At 70.4% G+C, this 24160-nt stretch carries 25 protein-coding genes and 1 tRNA gene; 10 read left to right on the forward strand and 16 right to left on the reverse strand.

What is annotated here, in order from left to right:
- Positions 1–28: 28 nt before the first annotated feature.
- The 6 genes from F6B42_RS01910 to F6B42_RS01935 are packed head-to-tail and all read right to left on the reverse strand — an operon-like array spanning position 29 to position 7252.
- Positions 29–1882, reverse strand: a complete 1854-nt coding sequence (locus tag F6B42_RS01910) for a serine/threonine-protein kinase (RefSeq protein ID WP_150417900.1) — start codon at positions 1880–1882, stop codon at positions 29–31.
- Entirely contained in the window at positions 1879–3336 is a 1458-nt protein-coding gene (locus F6B42_RS01915) for a peptidoglycan D,D-transpeptidase FtsI family protein (RefSeq protein WP_150417901.1), read from the reverse strand. The genes F6B42_RS01910 and F6B42_RS01915 overlap by 4 nt, the downstream gene beginning before the upstream one ends.
- Complete coding sequence (locus tag F6B42_RS01920) at positions 3333–4682, reverse strand: FtsW/RodA/SpoVE family cell cycle protein (RefSeq protein ID WP_150418627.1); 1350 nt, start codon at positions 4680–4682, stop codon at positions 3333–3335. Before F6B42_RS01920 ends, F6B42_RS01915 begins: the two co-directional genes overlap by 4 nt.
- A gap of 32 nt (positions 4683–4714) precedes the next feature.
- On the reverse strand, positions 4715–5950 hold the full coding sequence (locus F6B42_RS01925; RefSeq protein ID WP_150417902.1) for a PP2C family protein-serine/threonine phosphatase: 1236 nt from the start codon (positions 5948–5950) through the stop codon (positions 4715–4717).
- 10 nt (positions 5951–5960) lie between these two features.
- A complete protein-coding gene (locus F6B42_RS01930) occupies positions 5961–6515 on the reverse strand; it encodes an FHA domain-containing protein FhaB/FipA (RefSeq protein ID WP_150417903.1) in 555 nt (184 codons plus the stop codon).
- Positions 6512–7252, reverse strand: a complete 741-nt coding sequence (locus tag F6B42_RS01935) for an FhaA domain-containing protein (RefSeq protein WP_150417904.1) — start codon at positions 7250–7252, stop codon at positions 6512–6514. Before F6B42_RS01935 ends, F6B42_RS01930 begins: the two co-directional genes overlap by 4 nt.
- A 141-nt stretch (positions 7253–7393) precedes the next feature.
- Here F6B42_RS01935 and F6B42_RS01940 point away from each other — a divergent pair.
- Positions 7394–7477 (forward strand) — tRNA-Leu (locus F6B42_RS01940).
- A gap of 113 nt (positions 7478–7590) precedes the next feature.
- On the opposite strand, the gene F6B42_RS01945 is transcribed toward F6B42_RS01940, so the two are convergent.
- The 6 genes from F6B42_RS01945 to hxlB all read right to left on the reverse strand — a co-directional run bounded on the left by F6B42_RS01945 (position 7591) and on the right by hxlB (position 11339).
- A complete protein-coding gene (locus F6B42_RS01945; protein WP_150417905.1) occupies positions 7591–7851 on the reverse strand; it encodes a hypothetical protein in 261 nt (86 codons plus the stop codon).
- Between the two features lie 85 nt (positions 7852–7936).
- On the reverse strand, positions 7937–8503 hold the full coding sequence (locus tag F6B42_RS01950; protein WP_150417906.1) for a TetR/AcrR family transcriptional regulator: 567 nt from the start codon (positions 8501–8503) through the stop codon (positions 7937–7939).
- Entirely contained in the window at positions 8503–8970 is a 468-nt protein-coding gene (locus tag F6B42_RS01955) for a nuclear transport factor 2 family protein (RefSeq protein ID WP_150417907.1), read from the reverse strand. Before F6B42_RS01955 ends, F6B42_RS01950 begins: the two co-directional genes overlap by 1 nt.
- A 74-nt stretch (positions 8971–9044) precedes the next feature.
- Entirely contained in the window at positions 9045–9872 is an 828-nt protein-coding gene (locus F6B42_RS01960) for an AbiTii domain-containing protein (protein WP_150417908.1), read from the reverse strand.
- Positions 9873–10030: 158 nt separating this feature from the next.
- Positions 10031–10654, reverse strand: a complete 624-nt coding sequence (hxlA, locus tag F6B42_RS01965; protein WP_150417909.1) for a 3-hexulose-6-phosphate synthase — start codon at positions 10652–10654, stop codon at positions 10031–10033.
- 40 nt (positions 10655–10694) lie between these two features.
- Positions 10695–11339 carry a 6-phospho-3-hexuloisomerase gene (hxlB, locus tag F6B42_RS01970; RefSeq protein WP_150417910.1) on the reverse strand — a complete coding sequence of 215 codons (645 nt, stop codon included), beginning with the start codon at positions 11337–11339 and terminating at the stop codon, positions 10695–10697.
- A gap of 94 nt (positions 11340–11433) precedes the next feature.
- Between hxlB and F6B42_RS01975 the strand changes: the two genes are divergently transcribed.
- A complete protein-coding gene (locus F6B42_RS01975) occupies positions 11434–12258 on the forward strand; it encodes a helix-turn-helix transcriptional regulator (RefSeq protein WP_150417911.1) in 825 nt (274 codons plus the stop codon).
- Positions 12259–12360: 102 nt separating this feature from the next.
- Here the strand turns inward: F6B42_RS01975 and F6B42_RS01980 are convergent, their stop codons facing one another.
- Together F6B42_RS01980 and F6B42_RS01985 are read right to left on the reverse strand one after the other, a co-directional pair.
- Positions 12361–12852 carry a GNAT family N-acetyltransferase gene (locus F6B42_RS01980; RefSeq protein ID WP_150417912.1) on the reverse strand — a complete coding sequence of 164 codons (492 nt, stop codon included), beginning with the start codon at positions 12850–12852 and terminating at the stop codon, positions 12361–12363.
- Between the two features lie 172 nt (positions 12853–13024).
- Entirely contained in the window at positions 13025–13696 is a 672-nt protein-coding gene (locus F6B42_RS01985) for an HAD hydrolase-like protein (RefSeq protein ID WP_150417913.1), read from the reverse strand.
- Positions 13697–13800: 104 nt separating this feature from the next.
- Between F6B42_RS01985 and F6B42_RS01990 the strand changes: the two genes are divergently transcribed.
- Positions 13801–14670 (forward strand): aldo/keto reductase, encoded by an 870-nt coding sequence (locus tag F6B42_RS01990; protein ID WP_150417914.1) that lies wholly within the window; start codon positions 13801–13803, stop codon positions 14668–14670.
- A gap of 18 nt (positions 14671–14688) precedes the next feature.
- Here the strand turns inward: F6B42_RS01990 and nucS are convergent, their stop codons facing one another.
- Together nucS and F6B42_RS02000 are read right to left on the reverse strand one after the other, a co-directional pair.
- Complete coding sequence (gene nucS / locus F6B42_RS01995) at positions 14689–15387, reverse strand: endonuclease NucS (protein WP_150417915.1); 699 nt, start codon at positions 15385–15387, stop codon at positions 14689–14691.
- Between the two features lie 93 nt (positions 15388–15480).
- Positions 15481–16752 (reverse strand): MFS transporter, encoded by a 1272-nt coding sequence (locus tag F6B42_RS02000; protein WP_150417916.1) that lies wholly within the window; start codon positions 16750–16752, stop codon positions 15481–15483.
- 70 nt (positions 16753–16822) lie between these two features.
- Between F6B42_RS02000 and F6B42_RS02005 the strand changes: the two genes are divergently transcribed.
- From F6B42_RS02005 to mnhG, 7 genes are all read left to right on the forward strand, one after another.
- Positions 16823–17881, forward strand: a complete 1059-nt coding sequence (locus F6B42_RS02005) for a LacI family DNA-binding transcriptional regulator (RefSeq protein ID WP_150417917.1) — start codon at positions 16823–16825, stop codon at positions 17879–17881.
- Positions 17882–17953: 72 nt separating this feature from the next.
- Positions 17954–20869 (forward strand): Na+/H+ antiporter subunit A, encoded by a 2916-nt coding sequence (locus tag F6B42_RS02010; RefSeq protein ID WP_150417918.1) that lies wholly within the window; start codon positions 17954–17956, stop codon positions 20867–20869.
- Complete coding sequence (locus tag F6B42_RS02015) at positions 20866–21387, forward strand: Na(+)/H(+) antiporter subunit C (protein ID WP_150417919.1); 522 nt, start codon at positions 20866–20868, stop codon at positions 21385–21387. Before F6B42_RS02010 ends, F6B42_RS02015 begins: the two co-directional genes overlap by 4 nt.
- Complete coding sequence (locus tag F6B42_RS02020) at positions 21384–22952, forward strand: Na+/H+ antiporter subunit D (protein WP_150417920.1); 1569 nt, start codon at positions 21384–21386, stop codon at positions 22950–22952. Before F6B42_RS02015 ends, F6B42_RS02020 begins: the two co-directional genes overlap by 4 nt.
- Positions 22952–23518, forward strand: a complete 567-nt coding sequence (locus tag F6B42_RS02025; RefSeq protein ID WP_150418628.1) for a Na+/H+ antiporter subunit E — start codon at positions 22952–22954, stop codon at positions 23516–23518. The genes F6B42_RS02020 and F6B42_RS02025 overlap by 1 nt, the downstream gene beginning before the upstream one ends.
- Entirely contained in the window at positions 23515–23796 is a 282-nt protein-coding gene (locus F6B42_RS02030; protein WP_150417921.1) for a monovalent cation/H+ antiporter complex subunit F, read from the forward strand. The genes F6B42_RS02025 and F6B42_RS02030 overlap by 4 nt, the downstream gene beginning before the upstream one ends.
- Positions 23793–24143, forward strand: coding sequence for a monovalent cation/H(+) antiporter subunit G (mnhG, locus tag F6B42_RS02035; protein WP_150417922.1), 351 nt, complete (start codon positions 23793–23795; stop codon positions 24141–24143). Before F6B42_RS02030 ends, mnhG begins: the two co-directional genes overlap by 4 nt.
- The last annotated feature ends 17 nt before the right edge of the window (positions 24144–24160 follow it).

The raw sequence follows: 24160 nt of genomic DNA on the forward strand, positions 1-24160 counted from the left end.
GGTTCTCTCCTGGCTTCCGGCTTCGGGATCAGCCGTTGTTGTTCCCGTTGCCGTTGTTGTTCCCGCTGCCGCTGTTGTTCCCGCTGCCGCTGTTGCCGTTTCCGTTGCCGCTGCCGTTGGCGGGCGGGGTGGTGGCGACCGGCTGAATGGTCGCGGCGGCCTCCGGCGACTGCGGCGACGGACGGTCGGCGCCCTCACCGGAGCAGGTGACGGTGTACGTGACGGAGACCACGCCCGAATCGCCCACCTGAAGCGAGGCCGGGCGCTGGTTGGCGCCGAAGCTCGCGGTGGACTGCGAGTTCGTGGTGAACAGTCCGCCGCTCGCCTCGAGCGTGTACGACGAGGCGGTGAGTCCGGCCGGGCACTGGTACGTCGACCACATCACCTGCACGGTCGATCCCGCGGTCACGCTCGTGACCGTCTGACCGTTCGACTGGATGGTCGGCGCCGCCGGCTCCGACAGCGGGCTCTGATCGCCGTACGCCGTCAGCGTGACGGTGTCCTCGGGGAACACGTTGCCGAGGGGGACGACGCTGTAGACCTGGCCGACCTGGCCCTCGTCGGGAGCGGGGTTGCCGGGCGAGCACGTGACGTTGAGGAGTCCCGCCTCCTCGGCGACGGCGAGGGCGTCCTCGCAGGTGCGTCCGGTGAGGCCGAGGTCGTCGACGTTGATCGACGCGGGCGTCGACGGTTCCGGCGTCGAGGGCTCGGGTGTCGGCGTCGTCTGCGCGGGCGTCGGGGTCGTCGGCGCAGGCGTCGGCTCGTCGTCGTTCGCGAAGAGCGCGGCGATGCCGAAGCCGAGGACGAGCAGGAGGAGGACGATGAGCGCGACGAGCGGCCACGTCCAGCGGTTCCGCTTGCGCTTGGTGTCGGCTGCCGCCGCGTCGTCGAGCGCCGCCGCGTCCGCCGCGGGCACTCCCGCGGCGGCGATCCCCGCGGCAGCGGCGCCACCGGCCGGCAGGAGAAGGGTCGCCGTGTCGCCGCCGGCGGGGGTCAGGAGCTGCGTGACCTCGTCGACGGATCCGCCGGCGATCGCGGGGACGGCGGCGTGCGCCGCCGCCAGGTCGCCTCGACGCAGCGCGGACGCGGCGCGCGCGACGGCCGACGCCGTCGCGGGGCGCTCATCGGGCTTCTTGGCGATCATCGCGAGGATGAGCTTCTGCACCGGATCCGAGACCGTCGGCGGCAGCGGCGGCGGCTGCTCGTTGATCTGCGCCATCGCGATCGCGACCTGCGACTCGCCCGTGAACGGGCGCTTTCCGGCCACGCTCTCGTACGCGACGATGCCGAGCGAGTAGATGTCGGTGGCGGGGGATGCCGGATGTCCGGACGCCTGCTCGGGCGAGAGGTACTGGACGGTTCCCATGACCTGGCCGGTGGCCGTCAGCGGCACCTGGTCGGCGATCCGCGCGATGCCGAAGTCGGTGATCTTCACACGACCGTCGGGGGTGATGAGCAGGTTCCCGGGCTTGATGTCGCGGTGGACGAGACCGGCCGCGTGCGCTGCCTGCAGCGCCGACGCGGTCTGGGCCACGATGTCGAGCGTCTTGTCGGACGAGAGCGAGCCCTCGCGCTCCAGCACGGTCGAGAGCGCCTCGCCCGGCACGAGCTCCATGACGAGGAAGGCGCTGCCGTTCTCCTCGCCGTAGTCGAAGACGCTGGCGATGCCCTCGTGGTTCACCAGGGCGGCGTGGCGGGCCTCGGCGCGGAAGCGCTCGAGGAACCCGGGGTCGCCCATGTACTCGTCTTTGAGGATCTTGATGGCGACGGTCCGGCCGATGACGTGGTCGGTGGCCTCCCACACCTCGCCCATGCCGCCGATCGCGATCCGCGAATCAAGCTCGTAACGTCCGCCGAAGCTCACGCCTTGCATCGGTCTCATCTGTTCAGCACCGCCTCGATAACCTTCTTCGCAATGGGGGCTGCGATCCCGCTGCTCGTTCCGGCCTGCCCCAGGCCGCCCCCGTTCTCCACCATGACCGTCACGGCGATCTCGGGGTCGTCCGCCGGCGCGAAGCCGGTGAACCACAACGTGTACGGATCGCCCGGCCCGTGCTCCGCAGTGCCCGTCTTCCCGGCGACGTCGACGCCGTCTATTCTTGCACCGCTGGCTGCGCCGTCACGGACATTGGCGACCATGAGGGTCCGCATCTGGTCCGCCACGTCCTCGGTCAGAGCGCGGCCGAATTCGCTCGGCTCGAACGTCTCCTGCACCGTCAGATCCGGGGCGACGACCGAGTCGAGCAGCTGCGGATTCATCACCACGCCGCCGTTGGCGATACCCGCTGAGACCATTGCGATCTGCAGCGGGGTCGCGACCACATCGCCCTGTCCGAAGCCCGAGAGCGCCGTCCGCGCGTCGTCGAGTCCGCGCGGGTACCGCGACACCGACGCGGGGAGGGGCGTGGCGAATTCCGCGTTGAAGCCGAACTTCTCCGCCTCCTCGCGGATGGCGTCGTCGCCGAGCTCGACGGCGAGCTCGGCCATCGGGATGTTGCAGCTCAGACGCAGTGCGTCGGCGAGGGTCACCGTCTCGCCGGGTCCGCACGTGCCGCGGTCGAAGTTGTAGAGCGTGTTGCTCGTGCCGGGGATCGTCCACGAACCGGGGTTCGGGAAGGTCGATTCCGGGGTGTAGTCGCCGGACGACAGCGCGGCCGAGGTGACGACGAGCTTGAATGTCGATCCGGGCGGGTTCAGGTCGCCGCCGATCGCGCGGTTGAACAGCGGCTTCAGCGGATCAGCGGCCAGCTGATCGTAGGCGGCGTTGACGCCGGCGGAGTCGTGGGACGAGAGCACGTTCGTGTCGAAGCTCGGGCTCGTCACCATGGCGAGGATGCGGCCGGTCGAGGGCTCTGTGGCGATGACCGCGCCCTCGTAGCCCTGGAGGGCGTCGTAGGCGACCCGCTGCAGTTCGGGATCGACCGTCAGCAGCACGTTCGATCCGCGTGCCGGTGCTCCCGAGATGATCTGCTCGAGGCGGGCGAGGAACTGCGTGTCGTCGGTGCCCGACAGCGACTGGTTCATGATCTGCTCGATGCCCGACGACGAGCCGAGCACCGGGTTGATCCAGCCCGTGATCGGCGCCCACATCGCGGCATCCGTGTACTGGCGCTGCCAGGAGTAGATGTCGTCGCTCGGTACGGACGCGGCGATGACGGACCCGCCGGCGATGATCGAGCCGCGCTGCACCTCGAACGAGTCGTAGAGCGTCCGCCGGTTTCCCGGGTCGTCGTTCAGCGCCTGCGCCTGGATCACCTGGATCCAGCTCGTCGAGCCGAACAGCGCGAGGAACATCGCGAGCATGACGATGCTCAGTCGTCGCATCTCCTTGGTCATCCGATCACCACCCGGGGTCGAGAGCGCACGGCATCCGAGATCCGCAGCAGCAGAGCCACGATGATCCAGTTCGCCACGAGCGACGAGCCGCCCGCCGCGAGGAACGGCGTCGTCAGGCCGGTGAGCGGGATGACGCGGGTCACGCCGCCGACCATGATGAACACCTGCAGGGCGATCGTGAACGACAGCCCCGTCGCGAGGAGCTTGCCGAAATCGTCCTGGCCGGCCAGACCGATGCGGACGCCCCGGCTCGTGAACACCATGTACAGGCAAAGCAGCGCGAAGACGCCGATGAGCCCGAGCTCCTCGCCGAGGCTCGGGAAGATGTAGTCGCTCTGCGACAGGGGGGTCATCCAGGGACGGCCCTGGCCGAGTCCGGTGCCGATGAATCCGCCCTTGGCGAGGCCGTAGAGACCGTTGACCAGCTGGAAGCTGCCGCCGTTCGCGTCGATGTTCGCGGGATCGAACGGGTTCAGCCAGTTCTGGAAGCGGCTGTTGACGTAGGGCAGCACCTGCGACGCGATGGCGACCCCGCCGATGACCAGCGCGAAGCCGATCATGACCCAGCTCGTCTTGCCGGTCGCGACGTAGAGCATCGCGATGAACATGCCGAAGATGAGGGTTCCCGTGCCGAGGTCGCGCTGCAGCACGATGATGCCGAGCGAGACGGCCCAGATGACGAGCACCGGGCCGAGTTCGCGGGCGCGCGGCCACGTGATCCCGAGGAACCGGGTGCCGACCGAGGTCAGCGACTCGCGGGTGCGCACGAGGTAGCCGGCGAAGAAGATCGCGAGCGCGATCTTCGCGAGCTCGCCGGGCTGGAACGAGACGATGCCGCCGATCGAGACCCAGACGTCGGCACCGGCCTCGAGGCCCAGCCCGGGGACGAACGGCAGCAGGAGGAGTCCGATGCCGACGAATCCGAAGATGTAGGTGTACCGGAACAGGACGCGGTAGTTGCGCAGCGCGATGACGACGGCCAGGGCCGCGGCCAGGGCGATCGCGCACCAGACGAGCTGGCGGACGGCCAGCATGTCCCACCCCTCGGCGGTGCCGTTCAGATCGATGCGGTAGATCATCGCGATGCCGATGCCCGACAGCAGCGTGGCGATCGGGACGACGAACGGGTCTGCGTCGCGGGCCCGCAGTCGCAGGACGACGTGGATGGCGAGGGCGAGGACGTCGAGCGCCGAGCAGTAGACGAGGAACGTCGAGTCGATGGCTCCCTGCACGCCGAGCTGCACGAGGGCGAGGGCGGCGGCGTTGATGACGAAGACGAACAGCAGCAGGCCGAGCTCGCGGTTGCGCTGCGTCTGCGCCGGGCGGAGCTTGCGCAGCGCCTTCATCACGGAGGTGTCGGTCGACACGGGTGCGCTGGTCACGATCCGCCTCCTTCCACGCGCAGGTTCTCGACGATCGCGCGTGCGTCGGCGAGCGAGTCGGCGCTGATCGTCTGCTGGACGGCCTGCAGCTGGTAGGCCGGCAGGTCGTCGAGCAGGATGCCGGTGTCCTCTTCGGGCGACGAGAGCGAGATCGGCCCGATCCCGGCCTGAATGCCGCGATAGATCACCACGGTGTCGTCGTCCGCGCCGACGAAGAACCGGCTCTGCGTCCAGTTGTACCCGGCGAAGAGCACGACGCCGATCGCGGCCAGGATGACGATGAAGCCGCCGAGCCACGTGAGGCGGCGGCGACGGGCGCGACGGCGATCCTCTTCGATGAGCTCCTCGAGGAACTCGACGGCCGGCTCGAAGTGGCTGGGCTCGTTCGCAGCCTGGCGGCCGGGGTGGAGCCAGCTGCTGCGCTGCGGCCGCGCGGCCGGAACGTCGATGCCGAGCGGGTGCGAGGCCGATCCGACGATGGTCGGGGGACCGCTGAAGAGCGGATGCTGCCCGCCCACATCGACGATGACGATCGTCACGTTGTCGGGGGCGCCGCCGTCGAGAGCCTGCTTCAGCAGGTTGTCGGCGGTGCGGCCGGGGGCCCAGCCCTGCCCGAGCGCCTTCGCGGTGTGCGCGTCGTCGATGACGCCCGAGAGCCCGTCCGAGCACAGCAGCCAGCGGTCGCCGGGCTGGGTCGGCATGATGAACGTGTCGATCTCGGGATCGGGGTCCATGTCGCCGAGGACGCGCATGAGGACCGAGCGGCGGGGGTGGTAGCGAGCCTCCTCCGGAGTGATGCGACCGGAATCGACGAGGCGCTGGACGAACGTGTGGTCCGTCGTGATCTGCGTGAGGGCGCCGTCACGGAAGAGGTAGAGGCGGGAGTCGCCGATGTGGGCGATGACGGCGTAGCTGTCGACCATCACCAGGGCGCTGACGGTCGTGCCCATGCCGGCGAGCTCGGGGCGCACCTTGACGGTGTCGATGAGCTCCGCAGCGGTGTCGGCGAGGGCATCCTGCAGGGCGGCCTCGGCCTCGGTCGTCGTCGAGAAGGCGTGATCGAGACTCTCGAGCCGCCGCACGGCGAGGCTCGACGCGACGTCGCCACCCGCGTGGCCGCCCATGCCGTCGGCGACGACGAACAGGTTCGAGCCGCAGAAGCCCGAGTCCTGGTTGTTGGAGCGCACCTTCCCGGTATGCGAGATGGCGGCGCTGGAGCCTTGGAAGACCATGCTGGCGGGGTTACTTCCGCAGTTCGAACGTCGTCGCGCCGACCTTGATCGGCGCACCGATCACCACGGCGACGGGCGACGCGACGCGCTCGCCGTCATGCCACGTGCCGTTGGTGGAGTCGAGGTCCTGGATCATCCACTGGTTGCCCCACAGCACGAGGCGGGCGTGGTGGCTGGAGGTGTAGTCGTCGCGGATGACGAGTCCCGACTCGCTCGAGCGGCCGATCGTCAGCGGCTCCGATCCGAGCGGGAGCTCCACTCCGGCCTTGGGGCCGCTCGTGACGACGATCCGGGAGACGGCGTCGGTCGTCGCCTTGCCGCCCTTGCCGGCGGGCGCGGGAGTGCCGACCGCACCCACGGCGGCGGTCGCGGCATCCGGACCCGAGGTCGCCGGACGGGTCACCGAAGGGGTCGCGGCGGCGGCACCGGCGGCAGCGGGCTCGGGGAGCTTCCGCACCTTGACGCCGAACAGGTCGGCACGCAGCGAGTAGACGACCGCGAAGACGAAGAACCAGAGCAGGACGAGGAAGCCGATCTGCAGCAGCAGGAGGGTCAGCGGGCTCACCGTGCGTCCCCCCGGGTGTCGAACATGCGCGTGGCGTCGGACGCGCTCAGGCGCGGGCGGGCGGGAGCCTGCGCCTGCGGGACGACGCGGAAGACGATGTCGGTGCGGCCGATCCGCACGACCCCGTCGGTCGGCAGGGGCGCCTCGCTGACGCGGGTGCCGTCGAGCTGCGTGCCGTTCGTCGAGCCGAGGTCGCGCACCATCGCGCGCTGACCGTCCCAGAGGATCTCGACGTGCTTCCGGCTCGTGCCGGCGTCGGGGATCGTGATGTCGGCGTCGCTGCCCCGGCCGATGACGGTGCGGGAGGCGACGAGCGGGTGACGGGTGCCGTCGATGTCGACGACCGCCTGCCACGAGACCTGCGCGCCGGCGGCGGAGCTGGAGTCGACGCGCACGACGCCGGTCGAGAGCCCGGAATCGGCGGTGATCGAGACCGACACCGGCGCGGAGAAGGAGTAGCCCTGCGCCTGCGCGTGCTTCTCGACGAGACCGCGCAGCTCATCGAGGAGCGCGGGACCCACGGCGTTCATGCGCTCGGCGTCGGCGTCGGCCAGTCGGACCGTCAGCATGTTGGGAACGAGGATGCGGTCGCGGCTGACGACGGCGGCCTTCTTGTCGAGCTCGCTGCGCAGCGCGGAGGCGATCTCCACCGGCTGGACACCGCTGCGGAAGGTCTTCGCGAAGGCGCCGTTGACGGCACGCTCGAGACCCTTCTCGAAGCTGTCTAGTAGTCCCACGGGGCTCCTCAGGCAGGCGGATGGTTGCTTCATCGTAGTCAGGCAGGCTGAACGGACGATGCATCCGGGGCCGGTACGCGGCTTTTCGGGGGGTGCCGGCGTGATATCCTCGGGAAGTTGAGTTCGTGGCGACACGTTCTCGCGCGAGTGGCGGAATAGGTAGACGCGCTGGCTTCAGGTGCCAGTGCCCGCAAGGGCGTGGGGGTTCAAGTCCCCCCTCGCGCACAGCGCAGGAAGACGAAGCCGGTCGGCGGTGCGAACCCCGACCGGCTTCGTCGTTCCCGGCCGGCGCAGGGTCATGCGCCGCGGGTCATGCGCCGCGGGTCACGCGCCGCGGGTCACGCGCCGCGCAGGGCGTGGCGTGCGAGGAAAACGGCGCTGCGCAGCGTGAGCTGCGGCTCGGCCTCGCGGAGGACGCGGATGGCGCGCAGCTCGTCGCCCCCGGCGCGGATGATCGGGTCGAGGACCTCGCGCGCCCAGGCCAGCGCGTTCTCGGGCGGCTGACCGCTCGCCGGCTCGTCGCCCCCGAAGATGGCGTGCAAGCGGCGCCGCGGATCCTCGCGGTCGCCGAAGATGAGCGCGTCGTTCCGGTTCTGCATGATGTACCTCCCCGCGTCACGCTACCGACCGGGCGATCGCGCTACGTCCGTCGTACGACGGATATATGCCATCAGTCACCGGGGGTCACGCAAGCGCCTCGAGGAGGCGCCGCTCGGTGCGCGAGACGATTCCGAGCAGCGTGTCGTCGCTGGCGTAGGCGCGCGCGAGGATGAGTCCGCCCTGGACGGCCGCGACCGCGTCGAGCGCGTGCGTCCGGGCGTCGTGGGGCGCCAGCCCGCCGGCGCGGAGGGCGTGAGCGAGGGCATCGACCCAGTCCGTGAAGTAGGTGCGCACGGCATCGGCGAATGTAGCTTGCTCCTCGCCGAGGGTCATCGCCGCGAACAGGCACACACGTTCGCGCGAGACGAAATAGTCCGCCACCTCGCCGAACGCGGTCGCGATCGTGGTGCGCGGGTCTCCGGCCGACCGCAGGGGCGTGAAGAGCCGTTCGTCGAACCAGTCGCTCACCTGCTCGAGCACAGCTCGGGCCATGTCTGTCTTCCCCGCGGGGAAGAAATGGTAGAGGCTGCCACGGCCGATGCCGGTCTCCTGCTGGATGACCGAGAGCGAGCCGCCCTCGAAACCTCGCCGGCGGAAGACGCCGGCGAGGGCGCGGACCGCATCCGCGCGATCGAGAACAGTCTTCGCCATCAGAGTCCGAGGTCGCTCAGGCCCGGGTGATCCGCGGGGCGGGGACCGGCGGCGTCCCAGAAGAAGAGTCGCTCGGAATCCTCGATCGCGACGTCGTTGATGCTCGCGTGGCGGTGGGTCATGAGCCCATCCTCGTCGAAGCGCCAGTTCTCATTGCCGTGTGCGCGGAACCAACGCCCGTCGGCATCGCGGTACTCGTAGGCGAAGCGCACCGCGATGACGTCGCCCGTGAACGCCCAGAGCTCTTTGATGAGTCGGTAGTCGAGCTCCCGCTCCCACTTCTGCGTCAGAAGATCGACGATGGCGGCGCGTCCCTGAACGAACGTGGAGCGATTGCGCCACCAGCTGTCCTCGCTGTAGGCGAGCGAGATGCGTTCGGGATCTCGCGTGTTCCAGGCATCCTCGGCGGCGCGTACCTTCTGCGCGGCGGTCGTCGCGGTGAACGGGGGAAGAGGGGGACGTGTCATGCGGGCTCCTTCGACAAAATGTACTGAAGAGTACAGACTGTACCGTAAGGTACACCGACATCACTCCGCCGGGGTCACCAACCGAGATGGTGGGCGGCGATGTCGACGACGCGGTCCGCAGCGTCATCGGCGGGGATGCCGGGCGCCGCCGGAATGCGCCCCGCCCGCACCGCGTTGGCGAGGCGCTGCACGCTGTTGCGCTTGGCGGCGCTGGTCTCGTCGGCGAGGACGACGTGGGCCGCCTCGGCGGCGCGGAAGGCGTCCGCGAGCACCGCCGTCAGCTCGTCGCGGAGCGCCGCGGCATCCGTGCCGTCGGCATCGTCCTCGGCGACGTCGACCGCCGCACCGGCGAGGCCGAACCCGAGCGCGCCGTCCATGATGAACGCGAGCGCCGCCGCCGACACCGTGAGCCCGTCGGCCGTCCGCTGCGCGACGGCGCGCAGATCGAGAGCGAGCTCCAGGATGCGGTTGCGAACGCTCTCGTCCACGGATCGCAGCAGGGGAGCGGGGACGACGCGTGATTCCGAGCACAAGCGCATGAGGGCGATGCGCGGCTCGATACCGGCGCCGACGCGGTCGCGGTAGCGGGCGACGTTCGCCGTCTCCGCCCCGTCGTCGACGCCCCGGCGGCCCGCCAGGTCGGCGATCTGCGAGATCTCCGTCAGCGGACCGCGCAGCTCGAGTTCGAGAACCTCGTCCAGGTCGCCCACCGGCAGCGAGAACGGACCGCGGTACATCGGCAGTCGGTGCTCGGGCAGGTAGCCGCTCAGCTCGGCCCGCGCCCACGACCGCAGCTCGGTCGAATCGAGGTGCTGTGCGAGCGCATGCACCTGGCGGAGCAGATCGGGGGTGGTGACCGCATCCGACGCCGCACCGGAGACGACGTCGTCGAGGAGGCCCATCCCTGAAGTATGCGCCGCGGTGGTCACCCCGGCGAAAACCGAGCGAACCCCGGGGTCTCGCAGAGGATCGGCGTCCGAACGGGGCGCAGTCCGTGACGTCGGGCGCGGAAAGAGCTGCGCCGGATGCTGCGAACTGCGCCCCATCGGGGGTTCGGGAGTCAGCCGATCGCGGCCCGGAGCTCCGCGGCGGCGGCCGCGACGTCCGGGGCACCGTACAGCGCACCGCCGACGACGGCGACCTCGGCGCCCGCGTCGCGCACAGCGCCGATCGTGCCGAGGTTCACGCCGCCCGCGATCGAGAACGGCACGCCGGCCGCCTCACCCGCGCGCAGCAGCGTGTCGAGCGAGTAGCCCGCCTGAGCCTGCTCGTCGAGACCGGCGTGCACCTCGACGAACTCGGCGCCCAGGGCGACGACCTCCTTCGCGCGTGCGACCTTGTCGGCGACGCCGATGAGGTCGACGACGACGCCCTTGCCGCGAGCGGCGGCCGACTTCACGGCTCCGGCGATCGTGCTGTCGTCGGCCGAACCGAGGACCGTGACGAGGTCGGCGCCGGCGTCGAAGGCGAGGTCGGCTTCGAGCTCACCGGCATCCATCGTCTTGAGGTCGGCGAAGATCACCTTGTCGGGGTGGGCGTTCTTCAGCGCCGTGATGGCGGAGCGACCTTCGCTCTTGATGAGCGGGGTGCCGAGCTCGAGGATGTCGACGTGCGCGGCGGCGGCCGCGGCGAGCTCGAGAGCCTTCTCGGTCGACAGGGTGTCGATGGCGAACTGCAGCTTCATGGGGTGTCCGATCTGTCGGGGTGTGGGTGGGAGAGCAGGGTCACTCGAGGTTCGCGTGGCGCGGCCAGAGCTCGTCCGCGCTCGATCCCCGTCGGTGCCAGAGCGTGTGGAAGAGGCCGTCGCCGAGGACGACGACCAGCTGCTCGAACAGGCTGCCCGCGTACTGCTGAGACGCGGTCGCCGAACGGTCGAGCTTCTGGGCCGCCGGCACGGTGACGACGACGTCCGCGACCTCGCCCAAGGAGGAGGTCGCGTCGGTGGTGATCGCCGCGACGCGGGCGCCCACATCCGAAGCCGTCCGTGCGGCGCGCACGACGCTCTCCGTGCCGCCCGACCCGCTCGCCGTGAGGAGGAGGTCGCCGGGGCGGATCGCCGGCGCCGTCGCCTCGCCGACGACGTGGACGTCGAGGCCGAGATGCATGAGACGCATGGCCGTCATGCGCAGGGCGATGCCCGAGCGGCCGGCGCCGACGACGAACACGCGCTCGGCGCCGAGCACCGCATCGGCCAGGTCGTCGAGCGCGCTCGCGCTGGCGACGGCGGTCCGCTCGGCGGCCCGGAGGAGCTCGTTCGCGACCAGCGACACCGCCGCGGAGGATGACGGCGCAGAGGACGACGGGGCGGAAGACCTCGGCGCGGCCGACGAGGAACGCGCGGCCGGGACGGACGTCGTGGATGCAGGCATGGCCACCAGCCTGCGCCGCTCGGACGGATCGACGCCCTCACCCACCCGAACGGTTTTGCCTACCCGAAATGACGGGTGCGTAGGATGGGCGACCATGCGCAGTGACGAGATATCGCCGGGCTCCGCACGGCGGGCGGCCGCCGACCACGCGCGTGCGCTCGCCGACCAGCGGGATCGGTACGCCCTGACCCTCGAGTCGCTCCTCGCGACGCTCCGCTCGTCGCGCCTCGACGACCGCTCGGCGCGCGCCGTCGCGGTCGACGTCGCCGCGGGAGCCCTCGTGGGCCTGCGCGAGCAGACCGACGAGCAGGGGGTCGCGCTCGAGCCGGTGGTGGGCGCGTTCGAGCGACTGCGGGGAGACCTGCGTCCTCTGGTCAGATACAGCGAGCTCGACGTGCAGTTCGTCGAGCCGCCCGCCAACGGTCGGGCACTGCCCGGGGAGATCGCCCACGCCGCGCGTACCATCGTCCGGAGCACCGTGCTCGCGATCGTCGATCGCGCGGAGACCTCCCGCATCCGCATCCAGTGGGACTGCGACGGCCTCCACCTGCTCATCGGCATCCGGGACGACGGCGACGGGGAGCTCTCGACGCACGACGACGCACTCCGACCGGTGGCCGAGATCGTCGCATCCCTCTCCGGACGCCTCGTCGTGACCTCGACGAAAGGATGGGGCTCGGAGGTGGCGATCCGGCTGCCCCTGGACCCGCCCGCGCTGCCGGGCGATGTGCCGGACGGCTTCGAGGTCAGCCCGCGCGAGCGTGACGTCCTGCGGCTCGTCGCGACCGGGCGGCGCAACCGCGAGATCGCCGAGTCCCTCGGGGTGAGCGAGAACACCGTGAAGTTCCACGTCTCGAACCTGCTCCGCAAGGCCGGCGCCGCCTCGCGCGCCGAGCTCGCGGCGCTCGCTCGCGCCTAGCGTCGGCGCGTCGGGCGCAGTTCGCCGCGTCGGGCGCGGATCTTTCCGCGCCGCACGTGCAGAAGTGCGCCCGAACGGATGCTGCGCCGCGCGCCGCCCGGCTCAGATGCCGTCGAGGGTGGGCGGCAGCACGAGGATCACCTCGTCGATCTCCGTGCCGCGGGCGGGCGCGAACGAGCGGGCTCGCTCGATCTCGCTGAAGCCGTTCGCCTGCAGGACGGCGAGGGAGGCGGCGTTGTCCGCCGCGACGCGCGCGTACAGCGGGCGCTCCGCCTCGCGCGCGATCAGCAGCCGGAGGGCGGCCGAGGCGACCCCGCGTCCGCGCGCATGGCGGGCGATCCAGAAGGTCACCTCTCGGTCGTCGTCGACGGTGAAGGCCGCGGCCGTGCCGGCGAACCCGCCGTCCTCGGTGACCACGAACATGCGCACGCGGTCGTCGGCGCGGTGCCGTTCGAGCCAGACGTCGAACGCGTCTCGATCACCCGGGTCATCGGCCGTGAATGCCGCTTGAGCCGCGGCATCCGGGTCGCTCATCATCTCGAACACGGCGTCGGCATCGTCATCGTCGAAGGGTCGCAGATCCACGTGAGCCATCTCGGCACGCTACCTCGATGAAATCCGTCTCATCTTCCGCTATCGGCGCGAGCCCGGAATCAGTACAGTTGAGGCGTCACGCACCGCGTGACGTATCCGGGGGGATCCGTCGACGCCCGGGCGCTGCCGTTCTGAGCACGCAGCCCGGGCGTCGAATGGGAGAACTCCGCCCTCACCCCGCGGACAGCAGCTCGGCGCGCAGCTGATCGGCGTCGTCTGCGACCGCGATCGCGCCGCGCGCCTCGTCGGGCGTGCTGAAGCCCCAGGTGACGAAGATCACGGGAACGTCGTACGCGCTCGCGCCCTCGACGTCGTGATGCCGGTCGCCGATGAGCACCGGCCGCGAGACGTCGATGCCGTCGGCGGTGAGGCGGCGCAGCGCTTCGCCGACGACGTCCGCCTTCGAGCTGAGGGTCTTCTCGTCGCTCGTCGCGCCGACGATCTCGCGCAGACGCGGCGCGAGGCCGAAGTGCTCCATGAGAGCGCGCACCTGCACCTCGGGCTTCGAGCTCGCCGTCGACTGCGGCACTCCGGCCTCGTCGAGCGCGACGATCAGGTCGGCCACGCCCGGATAGAGGCGCGCACCGGTGGTGTAGCCGTCGGCTTTGCCGAGCACGCGGTAGAACGACACCGCCTCGGTCGCCTTCTCGGGGGTCATGCCGAGGTTCTTCTGGAAGGAGTCGTGCATCGGCGGACCGATCCAGTCGATGAGCTGGTCGTGCGTCGGCGCGGGATGCCCGAAGTGCTCGAGCGTCACCGTCAGGCGGCGGAGGATCCCCTCGGAGGCGTCGACGACCGTGCCGTCGATGTCCCACAGGACGCAGGAGAACGGCGATCGGGTCATGGCTCCACCCTACGGGCCGGCGATCCGCAGCCGTGCCCGCGCGCCGCCGCGACCGCGAGGGATGCCGAGGGAATGTCTGGCGGACCGCGAGCGCTGGAACCCCCATGACGAACATCACCTCTCCCGCATCCGCCTCGGGCACGTTCCGCCTCGGCGGGGACCTCGAGATCAACCGACTCGGTTACGGCACGATGCAGCTCACCGGTCCCGGCGTCTGGGGTCCGCCGAAGGATCACGACGAGGCCGTCCGCGTCCTCAAGCGCGCGGTGGAGCTCGGCGTGAACTTCTTCGACACCGCCGACTCCTACGGCCCGTACGTCGCCGAGGAGCTGCTGAAGGAGGCGCTGCATCCCTACGGCGACGATGTCGTCATCGCGACCAAGGCCGGCCTCACGCGCACGGGTCCGAACCAGTGGCCGCCGCTCGGTCGCCCCGAGTACCTGCGTCAGGAGGCCGAGATGAGCCTCCGCCGCCTCGGGCTCGAGCGCATCGATCTGTTCCAGCTGCACCGCATCGACCCGCAGGTGCCGCTCGAGGATCAGGTCGGCGAGCTGAAGAAGCTGCAGGACGAGGGCAAGATCCGCCACATCGGTCTGTCGGAGGTCTCGGTCGACGAGGTGAAGGCCGCGCAGCGGATCGCGACGATCGTCTCGGTGCAGAACCTCTACAACCTCCAGAAGCGGGATGCCGAGGAGCTCCTCGACTGGTCGACCGAGCAGGGCATCGGGTTCATCCCCTGGTTCCCGCTCGCCACCGGCGGTCTCACCGGTTCCGACTCGCCGCTGAGCGAGCTCGCCGAGCGCAAGCAGGCCTCGCCGGCGCAGGTCGCGCTCGCCTGGCTGCTCAAGCGCTCGCCCGTCGTCCTCCCGATCCCGGGCACGTCCAGCGTCGCGCACCTCGAGGACAACCTCCGCGGCGCGAGCATCGAGCTCACCGACGACGAGTTCGCGGAACTGTCGGAGCTCGGCAGCTGACCGCTCCGGCGCGCCGCGTCAGAACAGGCGCGGCGCGCCGGACTCGATGCCCTTCATGGCGTCGTAGTCGAGGGTGACGCACCGGATACCGCGGTCGGCGGCGAGCACCTTCGCCTGCGGCTTGATCTCCTGCGCCGCGAACACGCCCGTGACCGGGGCGAGGTGCGGATCGCGGCCGAGGAGCTCGAGATAGCGGGTGAGCTGCTCGACGCCGTCGATGTCGCCGCGGCGCTTCACCTCGACGGCGATCGTGCCGCCCGCCGGGTCGCGCAGCAGGAGGTCGACCGGACCGATGGCGGTCGGGAACTCGCGGCGTACGAGGGTGAGATCTTCGCCGATCACCTCGACCTGCTCCGCCAGCAGGCGCTGCAGGTCTGCTTCGACGCCGTCCTTGACGAGGCCCGGGTCGACGCCGAGCTCGTGCGCGGAGTCGTGCAGCATCTCGTAGATGCGGACGACGAGGGTGTCGCCCGTCTTCGCGTGGCTCACGCGCCACTGCTCGAGGACCTGCTCTTCGACGTCGGGGTCGTCCTCGGGGGTTTCGACGGTGAGCGAGCACGGCGGGCTCATCCAGTTGAGCGGCTTGTACGAGCCGCCGTCGGAGTGGACGAGCAGGCTGCCGTCGCCCTTGTGCACCAGCAGCCGCGTCGCGAGCGGGAGGTGAGCATTGAGGCGCCCCGTGTACTGGACGGAGCAGCGGGCGATGACCAGACGCACCCGACGAGCCTATGCGCTAACCGCCGTATGAGGTCCCACTTGGGCCGGGCTCGGCGGTCCCTTTCCCGGCCCAAGTGGGACTTCGCCGCCGGGTCAGTGGTGGCCGGCGCCGACCTTCGCCCCGGGCAGCGGCTTCGCGGCGGACGAGGCGAGACCGGATGCCGCGACGAGACCCACGAGGATGAACAGCGTCGGCAGCAGGCCGATGTGGTCGCTGATGAAGCCGAGGACGGGCGGGCCGCAGAGGAACGCGACGTAGCCGATGGTCGCGGCCGCGCTCACGCGCGCCGCAGCGCGCTCGGGGTCGTCGGCGGCCGCCGACATGCCGAGTGGGAAGCCGAGGGAGGCGCCGATTCCCCAGAGCGCGGCGCCCACGAAGACGAGCGGCAGGTTGGGCGCGAGGATGAAGAGCAGGATGCCGCCGGTCGCCGCGATGGCGAGCACGCGGAGCGTCGCGACCCGGCCGAACCGGTCGACGAGCGGGCCGCCGAACACGCGCACCACGGTCATCGAGACGCTGAAGACCGTGAGGGCCGCCGCGCCGATCGCGGCCGTGCCGCCCTCGTGCTCCACGACGCCCAGGGCGAGCCAGTCGTTCGCGCCGCCCTCGGCGAACGCCATGCCGAGCATGATGATGCCGAGCGTGTAGGTGCGGGGCTCCCGCCAGGCCGACAGCGACTCGGCCAGACGTGTGCGCCAGTGCGGCCTGCCGGCGACCGCCTCCGCATCGGCCGGGTTCGCGGCATCCGTTCCGCCGCCTGCCGCGGCCGGACCGCCGACCTCGCGCCGCGGCACGTTGGCGATGGCGATGACGGCGAGCACGACGATCAGCCCGGCGATCGTCGCGCCGTGGGCGGCGACGCTGATGCGCAGACCGGCTGCGATCGCGCCGATGCCGGCGCCGATGACGGTGCCGAAGCTGAAGAAGGCGTGGAAGAGCGGGAGGATCGTCTTGCCCGACTGCGTCTCGATCGCCGCGCCGTCGACGTTCATCATGACGTCGAGGCAGCCGTTGCCGAAGCCGAACATCGCGAGACCGACGACGAGGACGCCGTAGGAGGCGAACAGTCCGCTGCCGAGGGCGAGGGTGGCCAGTCCCACCGACAGGATGAGCAGCATCGCGAACATCCCGGCGCGGGTTCCGAAGCGGGCGATGATCACCGAGCTCGCCGACAGACCGAGGATCGAGGCGACGCCCATGACGAGCAGCGCGAGTCCGATCTCGCGATTGTCGATCCCGAGGTCGGTCTTGATCGTCGGGACGCGGGCAGCCCACGTGGCGATGCTCAAGCCGCTCGCGGCGAAGATCGCGAAGACGGCGTTGCGCCAGCGCAGGTAGGTGGAGCGGGAGGTCACGGCGGTCACACGCACACGATAGCGAATCCCTCCCGAATCGATTCGACCCGCGCCACGATGCGTTCGCTACCATCGACACGTGAACGCGCGACGACCCACGATCGCCGACGTCGCCCGCGAGGCGGGGGTGTCGCCGTCGACGGCGTCGGTGGTGTTCAGCGGCAAGACGCCCGTGAGCGACGCGACGCGCGAGAAGGTCCACGACGCGGCATCCCGGCTCGGCTATCTCGGCCCCGACCCGCGAGCGGCCTCGCTCCGCCGCGGTCGCAGCGGCATCATCGGCGTCGTCAGCGGCGGTCGACTCGGCAGCGTCTTCGGCGATCCCGTCATGCGCACGACGATGGACGCGCTCGCCGACGCGGTGGCGCCGCTCGGCGCGGGCCTCCTCCTCGTCCGCGAGGGGAGCGTCGTCGCGGGGGAGCCCACCCTCCTCACCGCGCCGATCGACGCGGCCGTCCTCATCGGCTGCAGCGGCCTGCTCCGCGAGCATCTCGCGAGCGTGCGTGCCCGCGGCATCCCGGTCGTCGTCATCGAGGGGGACGGCGGCGAAGGCGTGCCCGTCGTGGCCCTCGACAACCGGGCGGCGCAGCGCCGGGCGGCCGAGCACGTGCGAGACCTCGGCCACGAGCGGGTCGTCGCGGTGACGATGCCCACCCGCTGGGATTCCGAGTCCGGCTGGATCTCGGCCGACGAGGAGCGGTCGACGTCGGTCGATGTGACGGCCGACCGTCTCGCGGGCTTTCGCGACGTGTTCCCGGACGCCGCGGCCTTCGCCGGCGTCGACAGCTCCATCGACGCAGGTGTCGCCGTCGGCCGCGTGATCTTCGGCGGGGGCGCCCCGCACCCGACCGCCGTCGTGGCGCAGACCGACCTCCTCGCCGCCGGCGTCCTGCGCGCGGCCGAGGAAGCGGGGCTGCGCGTGCCGCAGGACGTCAGCATCACCGGGTTCGACGGCATCGTCGTGGACGGACTCGCCCCCTACGAGCTGACGACCCTCGTGCAGCCGGCGGCCGCCAAGGGGAGGGCGGCCGGCGAGGCCGTCGCCGCTCTGCTGGCCGGCGAGAGCCCGGCTTCCTCGTCGCTCACGAGTATGTTCCGCGAGGGGAACACGACGGGCCCGGCGCCCGCGGAATCCTAGCCGACGGGTCATCGCAGGGCCACGGCCGGGTAGGATGGTCTCCACGACCCCCACGCCAACCGAGGAGGCCTCTTGCTGATCTTCCTCGGTGCGTTCGCGGTTCTCCCCCTCGTGCTGCCGTGGTTGATCAAGCGGATCGGCGCCCGCGCGTTCTACGTCGCGGCCCTCCTTCCGATCGCAGCGTTCATCGATGCTGCGCTGCGCGGCCCGACCGTGCTGAGCGGCGGCATTCCGTTCGAGTCATACGCGTGGATCCCTCAGCTGGACATCGCCCTGTCGATGCGGATGGACACCCTCGGGTGGATCATGTCGCTCATCGTCACCGGCGTCGGCGCGCTCGTCATGATCTACTGCCGGTGGTACTTCAACGGCAAGAAGGTCGGGGTCGGACAGTTCGCTGCCGTGCTGCTGGCCTTCTCGGGCGCGATGTACGGCCTCGTGCTGACCGACGACATCGTCGTCCTGGTGATGCTGTGGGAGGTCACGAGCGTCCTGTCGTACCTGCTCATCGGCTTCTACAACGCCCGCGGCGCGAGCCGCCGAGCCGCCCTGCAGGCGCTCCTCGTGACGACTCTCGGCGGCCTCGTCATGCTGATCGGCGTCGTGATGCTCGTCGTCCTCTACGGCACGACGAGCCTGAGCGCGATCATCGAGGGGCCGGCTCCGACCGGTCCGCTGCTGAACATCGCGATCGTGCTCATGCTGGTCGGGGCGCTCAGCAAGTCCGCGATCTTCCCCTTCCACTTCTGGCTGCCGGGCGCCATGGCGGCGCCCACCCCGGTGAGCGCCTACCTGCACGCGGCGGCCATGGTGAAAGCCGGCATCTACCTCATCGCCCGTCTCGCGCCGGCGTTCGCCCACGAGGACCCGTGGCGTCCGATCGTCATCGGGCTCGGCGTCTTCACGATGCTGCTCGGCGGCCTCCAGGCCCTCCGCGAATCCGACCTCAAGCGCATCCTCGCCTTCGGGACGGTCAGCCAGCTCGGCATGCTCACCGTCGTCCTCGGCTACGGAGAGCGCAACTCGGCCCTCGCGGGCCTCGCCCTGCTCATCGGCCACGCCCTGTTCAAGTCGTCGCTCTTCCTCGTCGTGGGCGTGATCGACCGTCAGCTCTCGACCCGCGACATCCGCGAGCTCTCCGGGGTCGGGCGCCAGGCACCGACGATCGCGGTCTTCTCGATCATCGCGATCGGCTCGATGGTGGGTCTCGCGCCGACGATCGGCTTCGTGGCGAAGGAGGCGGCGCTCAGCTCGCTGCTCGAAGCCGGAGCGGATCCCGTCGCGCTGGCACCGCTGATCGGGATCGTGCTCGGCTCGGTGCTCACCACGGCATACGGCGCGCGCTTCGTCTGGGGCGCGTTCTGGACCAAGCGCGGCAGGGACGGCCGGAAGCTCCCGACGACCGAGTGGCCCGACCCGCCCATCGGCTTCCTCGCGGCACCCGTGCTGCTGAGCGGACTGAGCATCGTCGGCGGTGTGGCCGCGCCGCTGCTGGACGCAGCGCTGTCGGGATACGCCGACACGATGCCCGAGGTGGCGGGATCGTCGGGGTACGAGTACCACCTCGCGCTCTGGCACGGCCTCGAGCCCGCACTCTTCCTCTCGATCGGCAGCATCGCCGCCGGCCTCGCGCTGTTCTGGTTCGTCGGTCGCGGCGGCGGTACCCAGAAGCGCTGGCTGCCGTTCACGGCCGTCGACGCCTACAACGGCACCGTGCGCGCCGTCGTGCGCGCGTCGGTGTGGACGACATCGCTCACGCAGCGCGGCTCGCTGCCCGTTTACGTCGGCACGATCTTCGTCGTCTTCATCGCTGCCGAGGGGACGGCGCTCATCGCCCACGCCGGCTGGCGGGCGGACCTCGACGCCTGGCAGACGCCGATGCAGATCCTCGTCGCGCCGGTCATGATCATCGCGGGCATCATCGCCGTCCGGGCGCGCAAGCGCTACACGGGCGTCGTCCTCGTCTCGGTGACCGGGCTCGGCATGGTCGTGCTTTTCGCCTCGAGCGGCGCCCCGGACCTCGCCCTGACGCAGATCCTCGTCGAGACGGTGACCCTCATCGCCTTCGCGCTCGTGCTGCGCCGGATCCCGGCACGGATGGGCGACCACAACGCCTCGGTGTGGCCGATCGGCCGCGCCGTCATCGCCGTCGGCGTCGGCGTGACGATGGCCCTCGTCGCGGTCGTCGCGACGGGCGCCCGCGTCGCACCGCCGATCTCCGAGGCCTTCCCCGACCTCGCCTACGACATCGGCCACGGCGCCAACGTCGTCAACGTCACCCTCGTCGACCTGCGCGGCTGGGACACGATGGGCGAGCTGTCGGTGCTCATCCTCGCGGCGACGGGTGTGGCATCCCTCGTCTTCGTCACGCACCGCTCCGACACCCTCTCGCGGGCCATCTCGTCGCTGCCCACCGGGGCGCTCCGCACGCGACGCCCCCTCGTCGAGACCGCCGAGGGACCGCGTCCCCGCACCCGCGGCAGCGAGCCGTCCCGCCAGGCGTGGCTCGTCGGCGGTCAGAAGATGCGCCCCGAGAACCGATCGATCATGCTCGAAGTGATCGTCCGCATCCTTTTCCATACGGTCATCGTGGTCTCGATCTACCTGCTGTTCGCCGGCCACAACCTGCCCGGCGGCGGCTTCGCCGGCGGCCTCGTCGCCGGCATGGCCCTCGTCATGCGCTACGTCGCCGGCGGTTCGTACGAGCTCGGCGCGGCGGCGCCGACGGATGCCGGTCGCCTCCTCGGCGCGGGAATGGCGCTCGCCGTCGGCGCGACCATCGTGCCGCTGCTGTTCGGCGCCGCGCCGCTCACGAGCACGTTCTGGGAGGGGGAGCTGCCGATCCTGGGTCACGTCGAATTCGTCACATCGACGATCTTCGACGTCGGCGTGTACCTCGTCGTGATCGGTCTCGTGCTCGATGTGCTGCGATCTCTGGGCGCAGAAGTCGACCGACAGCGCTGGCAGAGAGAGGAGGCGAACCGATGACCGTGTCACTGACCCTCATCATCATCATGGGCGCCCTCTTCGCCGCCGGCGTGTACGCGATGCTCGAGCGCAGCCTCACCCGCGTGCTCATCGGCTTCCTCCTGCTCGGGAACGCCGCGAACCTGTTCCTGCTCGTGGTGATGGGAGCCCCCGGGGTCGCCCCGTTCTACGGCTCGGCCGACACGAACGCCGAGTACAGCGATCCGCTGCCGCAGGCCCTCACCCTCACCGCGATCGTCATCACCTTCGCCGTCTCGGCGTTCCTCCTCGCGCTCATCTACCGCTCCTGGCAGCTCGGCCAGGCCGACACGGTCGTGGACGACGAGGCCGACCGCGCGGTGCGCGAGCGCGGTGCGGCCGACGACGAGGCGATGGAGCAGGAGATCCCCGACGAGGACGACGACGCGACGACCGACTTCGTGGGCGACGTCACCTCGCCGATCACGGTCCTCCGCCAGAACGACTTCGATGCGCTCGTCGACGATGCGCCCACCGACCGCCCGGGAGGAGACCGATGAGCGCGCTCGTCCCCCTGCTCGTCACCCTGCCCCTCCTGGGCGCGGCCGTCGCCCTCATCTTCGGGCGTCAGCGCCGCATCCAGGTGGGCGTGTCGCTCGTCACGCTGACGGCGACGCTCGTCATCGCCGCCGTCCTCCTCGCCTCGATCAACGCCACCGGCGCGCCGATCGCGGTCTCGGTCGGCGGCTGGCCGATCCCGTTCGGCATCATCCTCTACGTCGACCGACTCGCGGCGCTGCTCGTCGTCGTCTCGAGCATCGTGCTCCTCGCGGTGCTGCTGTTCTCGGTCGGTCAGGGCGCGGCCGACAACGACGACGACACCCCCGTGTCGATCTTCCACCCGTCGTATCTGATCCTCGCGGCCGGCATCTTCAACGCCTTCATCGCGGGCGACCTCTTCAACCTCTACGTCGGGTTCGAGATCCTGCTCGTCGCGTCGTACGTGCTCATCACGCTCGGGTCGACCGAGTCCCGCATCCGTGCCGGCGTCGTCTACATCGTCGTCTCGCTGGTGTCGTCGATCCTGTTCCTCGCCGCGATCGCCGCGATCTACGGCGCGCTCGGCACGGTGAACATCGTCCAGCTGTCGGAGCGGATGACCGAGCTCCCGCAGGAGACGCAGCTCGTGCTGCATCTCATGCTGCTGCTCGCGTTCAGCATCAAGGCGGCGGTCTTCCCGCTCTCGTTCTGGCTCCCGGACTCGTACCCCACCGCTCCCGCGCCCGTCACGGCGGTCTTCGCGGGCCTCCTGACGAAGGTCGGCGTCTACGCGATCATCCGCACCGAGACCGACATCTTCCAGAACAACGACGTCAACACCCTGCTGCTGATCGTGGCGCTCGCGACGATGATCGTCGGTGTGCTGGGCGCGGTCGCGCAGGCGGAGCTCAAACGCATCCTGTCGTTCACGCTGGTGAGCCACATCGGCTACATGATCTTCGGCCTCGCGATAGCGACGCCCGCGGCGGTGGGGGCGACGATCTACTACATCGTCCACCACATCGTCGTGCAGACGACCCTGTTCCTCGCCGTGGGCCTGGTCGAGCGGCGGGCGGGCTCGACCTCGATCCTCAAGGTCAAGGGGATGATGCGCGCAGCCCCCCTCATCGCGGTGCTCTACTTCATCCCGGCGATCAACCTCGGCGGACTTCCCCCCTTCTCGGGCTTCATCGGCAAGTACGCGCTCTTCGACGCGGCCGCCGACGAGGGCACGCCCCTCATGTACGTCCTGATCGTCGCGGGCATCATCACGTCGCTCCTCACCCTCTACGCGCTCATGCGCGCGTGGAACCTGTCGTTCTGGCGCGAGGAGAGCGAGAACGAGGGCGACGGCGAGTCGGAGTCCGACGCCCGCATCGCCTACCTCGGCGACGCCCCCGCGGCCGACACGCAAACCCGCAAGCGCGTGATCCCCCGCATCATGACCGCCACCACGGCGGGCATGGTCGCGGTGACCGTCGCGCTGACCGTCTTCGCGGGCCCGCTGTACGAGCTCTGCGCCGACATCGGTCAGTCGCTCCTCCAGCCCGTGACGATCGCCGACCTCGAGCAGGAGGCAGGATGATGTCTCCCGACTCCAAGCGCAGCGCCGCCACGGGCCTCTGGCGTCAGCTGCCCTTCTTCGTGTGGCTCGTCGCGCTGTGGATGCTGCTGTGGGGGCAATTCACCGTGCTCGCGGCCCTGACCGGGATCATCGTGGCGCTGTTCGTCACGCGCATCTTCCGGCTGCCGCCCGTCGAGCTCTCGGGCCGGGTCAACCTGTGGTGGGGCGTCGTCTTCTTCCTCGAGTTCCTCCTCTCCCTCGTCCGCGGCTCGCTCCTGGTGGCCTGGCAGGTCGTCGACCCGCGCCGTCAGCCGGGAGCGGCCATCATCGCCGTGCCGCTGCGCACCGACGACGACCTGATCATGACCCACGTGGCGGTGACGGCATCCCTCATCCCCGGGTCGCTCATCATCGACATCGACCGCGATCGCCGCATCCTCTATCTGCACGCGATCGGCGTGCGCTCGCAGGAGCAGCTCGACCGTCAGCGTCGCGCGATCCAGCACTGGGAGGAGCGCATCGTGCGCGCCGTCGGCAGCCGTGAGCAGTCGCGGGCGCTGGCCGATCTGCGGAGGGAGCGCTCATGACCGATCCGGTGAACTGGCTCGTCGTCGTCATCTCGGTCGTCTTCGCCGTCTCGGCGCTGCTGACGATGTGGCGCATCATCCGAGGACCGTCGATCCTCGACCGGGCGGTGGCGTCGGACGTGCTCCTGACGCTCGTCATCTGCGCCCTCGGCGCCGAGATGGCGATCAATCACCACACCCGCACGCTGCCGGTGCTGCTGATCGTCGCGGCGGTCGGCGTCTTCGGGTCGATCTCGATCGCCCGTTTCGTCGCGAGGAAGGACAACGTCGACACATGAGCATCACCGACGTCATCGCGCTCGTCCTCGTGCTGATCGGCGCGCTGCTGTGTCTGACCGCCGCGATCGGACTGCTGCGCTTCCGCGACGTGCCGACCCGGCTGCACGCTGCGACGAAGCCCCAGGTGCTCGGGTTCCTGCTGATCTGCGTGGCGGTCGGCGTCGCGCTGCAGTCGTGGGCGGTCGTGGCCTTCCTCGTTCCGGTCGCGCTCATCCAGCTCGCCACGGCGCCCCTGTCGGCGCACATGGTCGGTCGCCAGGCCTACCGCAACAAGACGCTCGACCGCGAGTCGCTCTTCGTCGACGAGTTCGCCGACGCCCCCACCCCCAAAGACGACCGCGACTGACCCGCCCCGGCAGGGGG

Source organism: Microbacterium radiodurans, assembly GCF_008710705.1.
GTDB lineage: Bacteria > Actinomycetota > Actinomycetes > Actinomycetales > Microbacteriaceae > Microbacterium > Microbacterium radiodurans.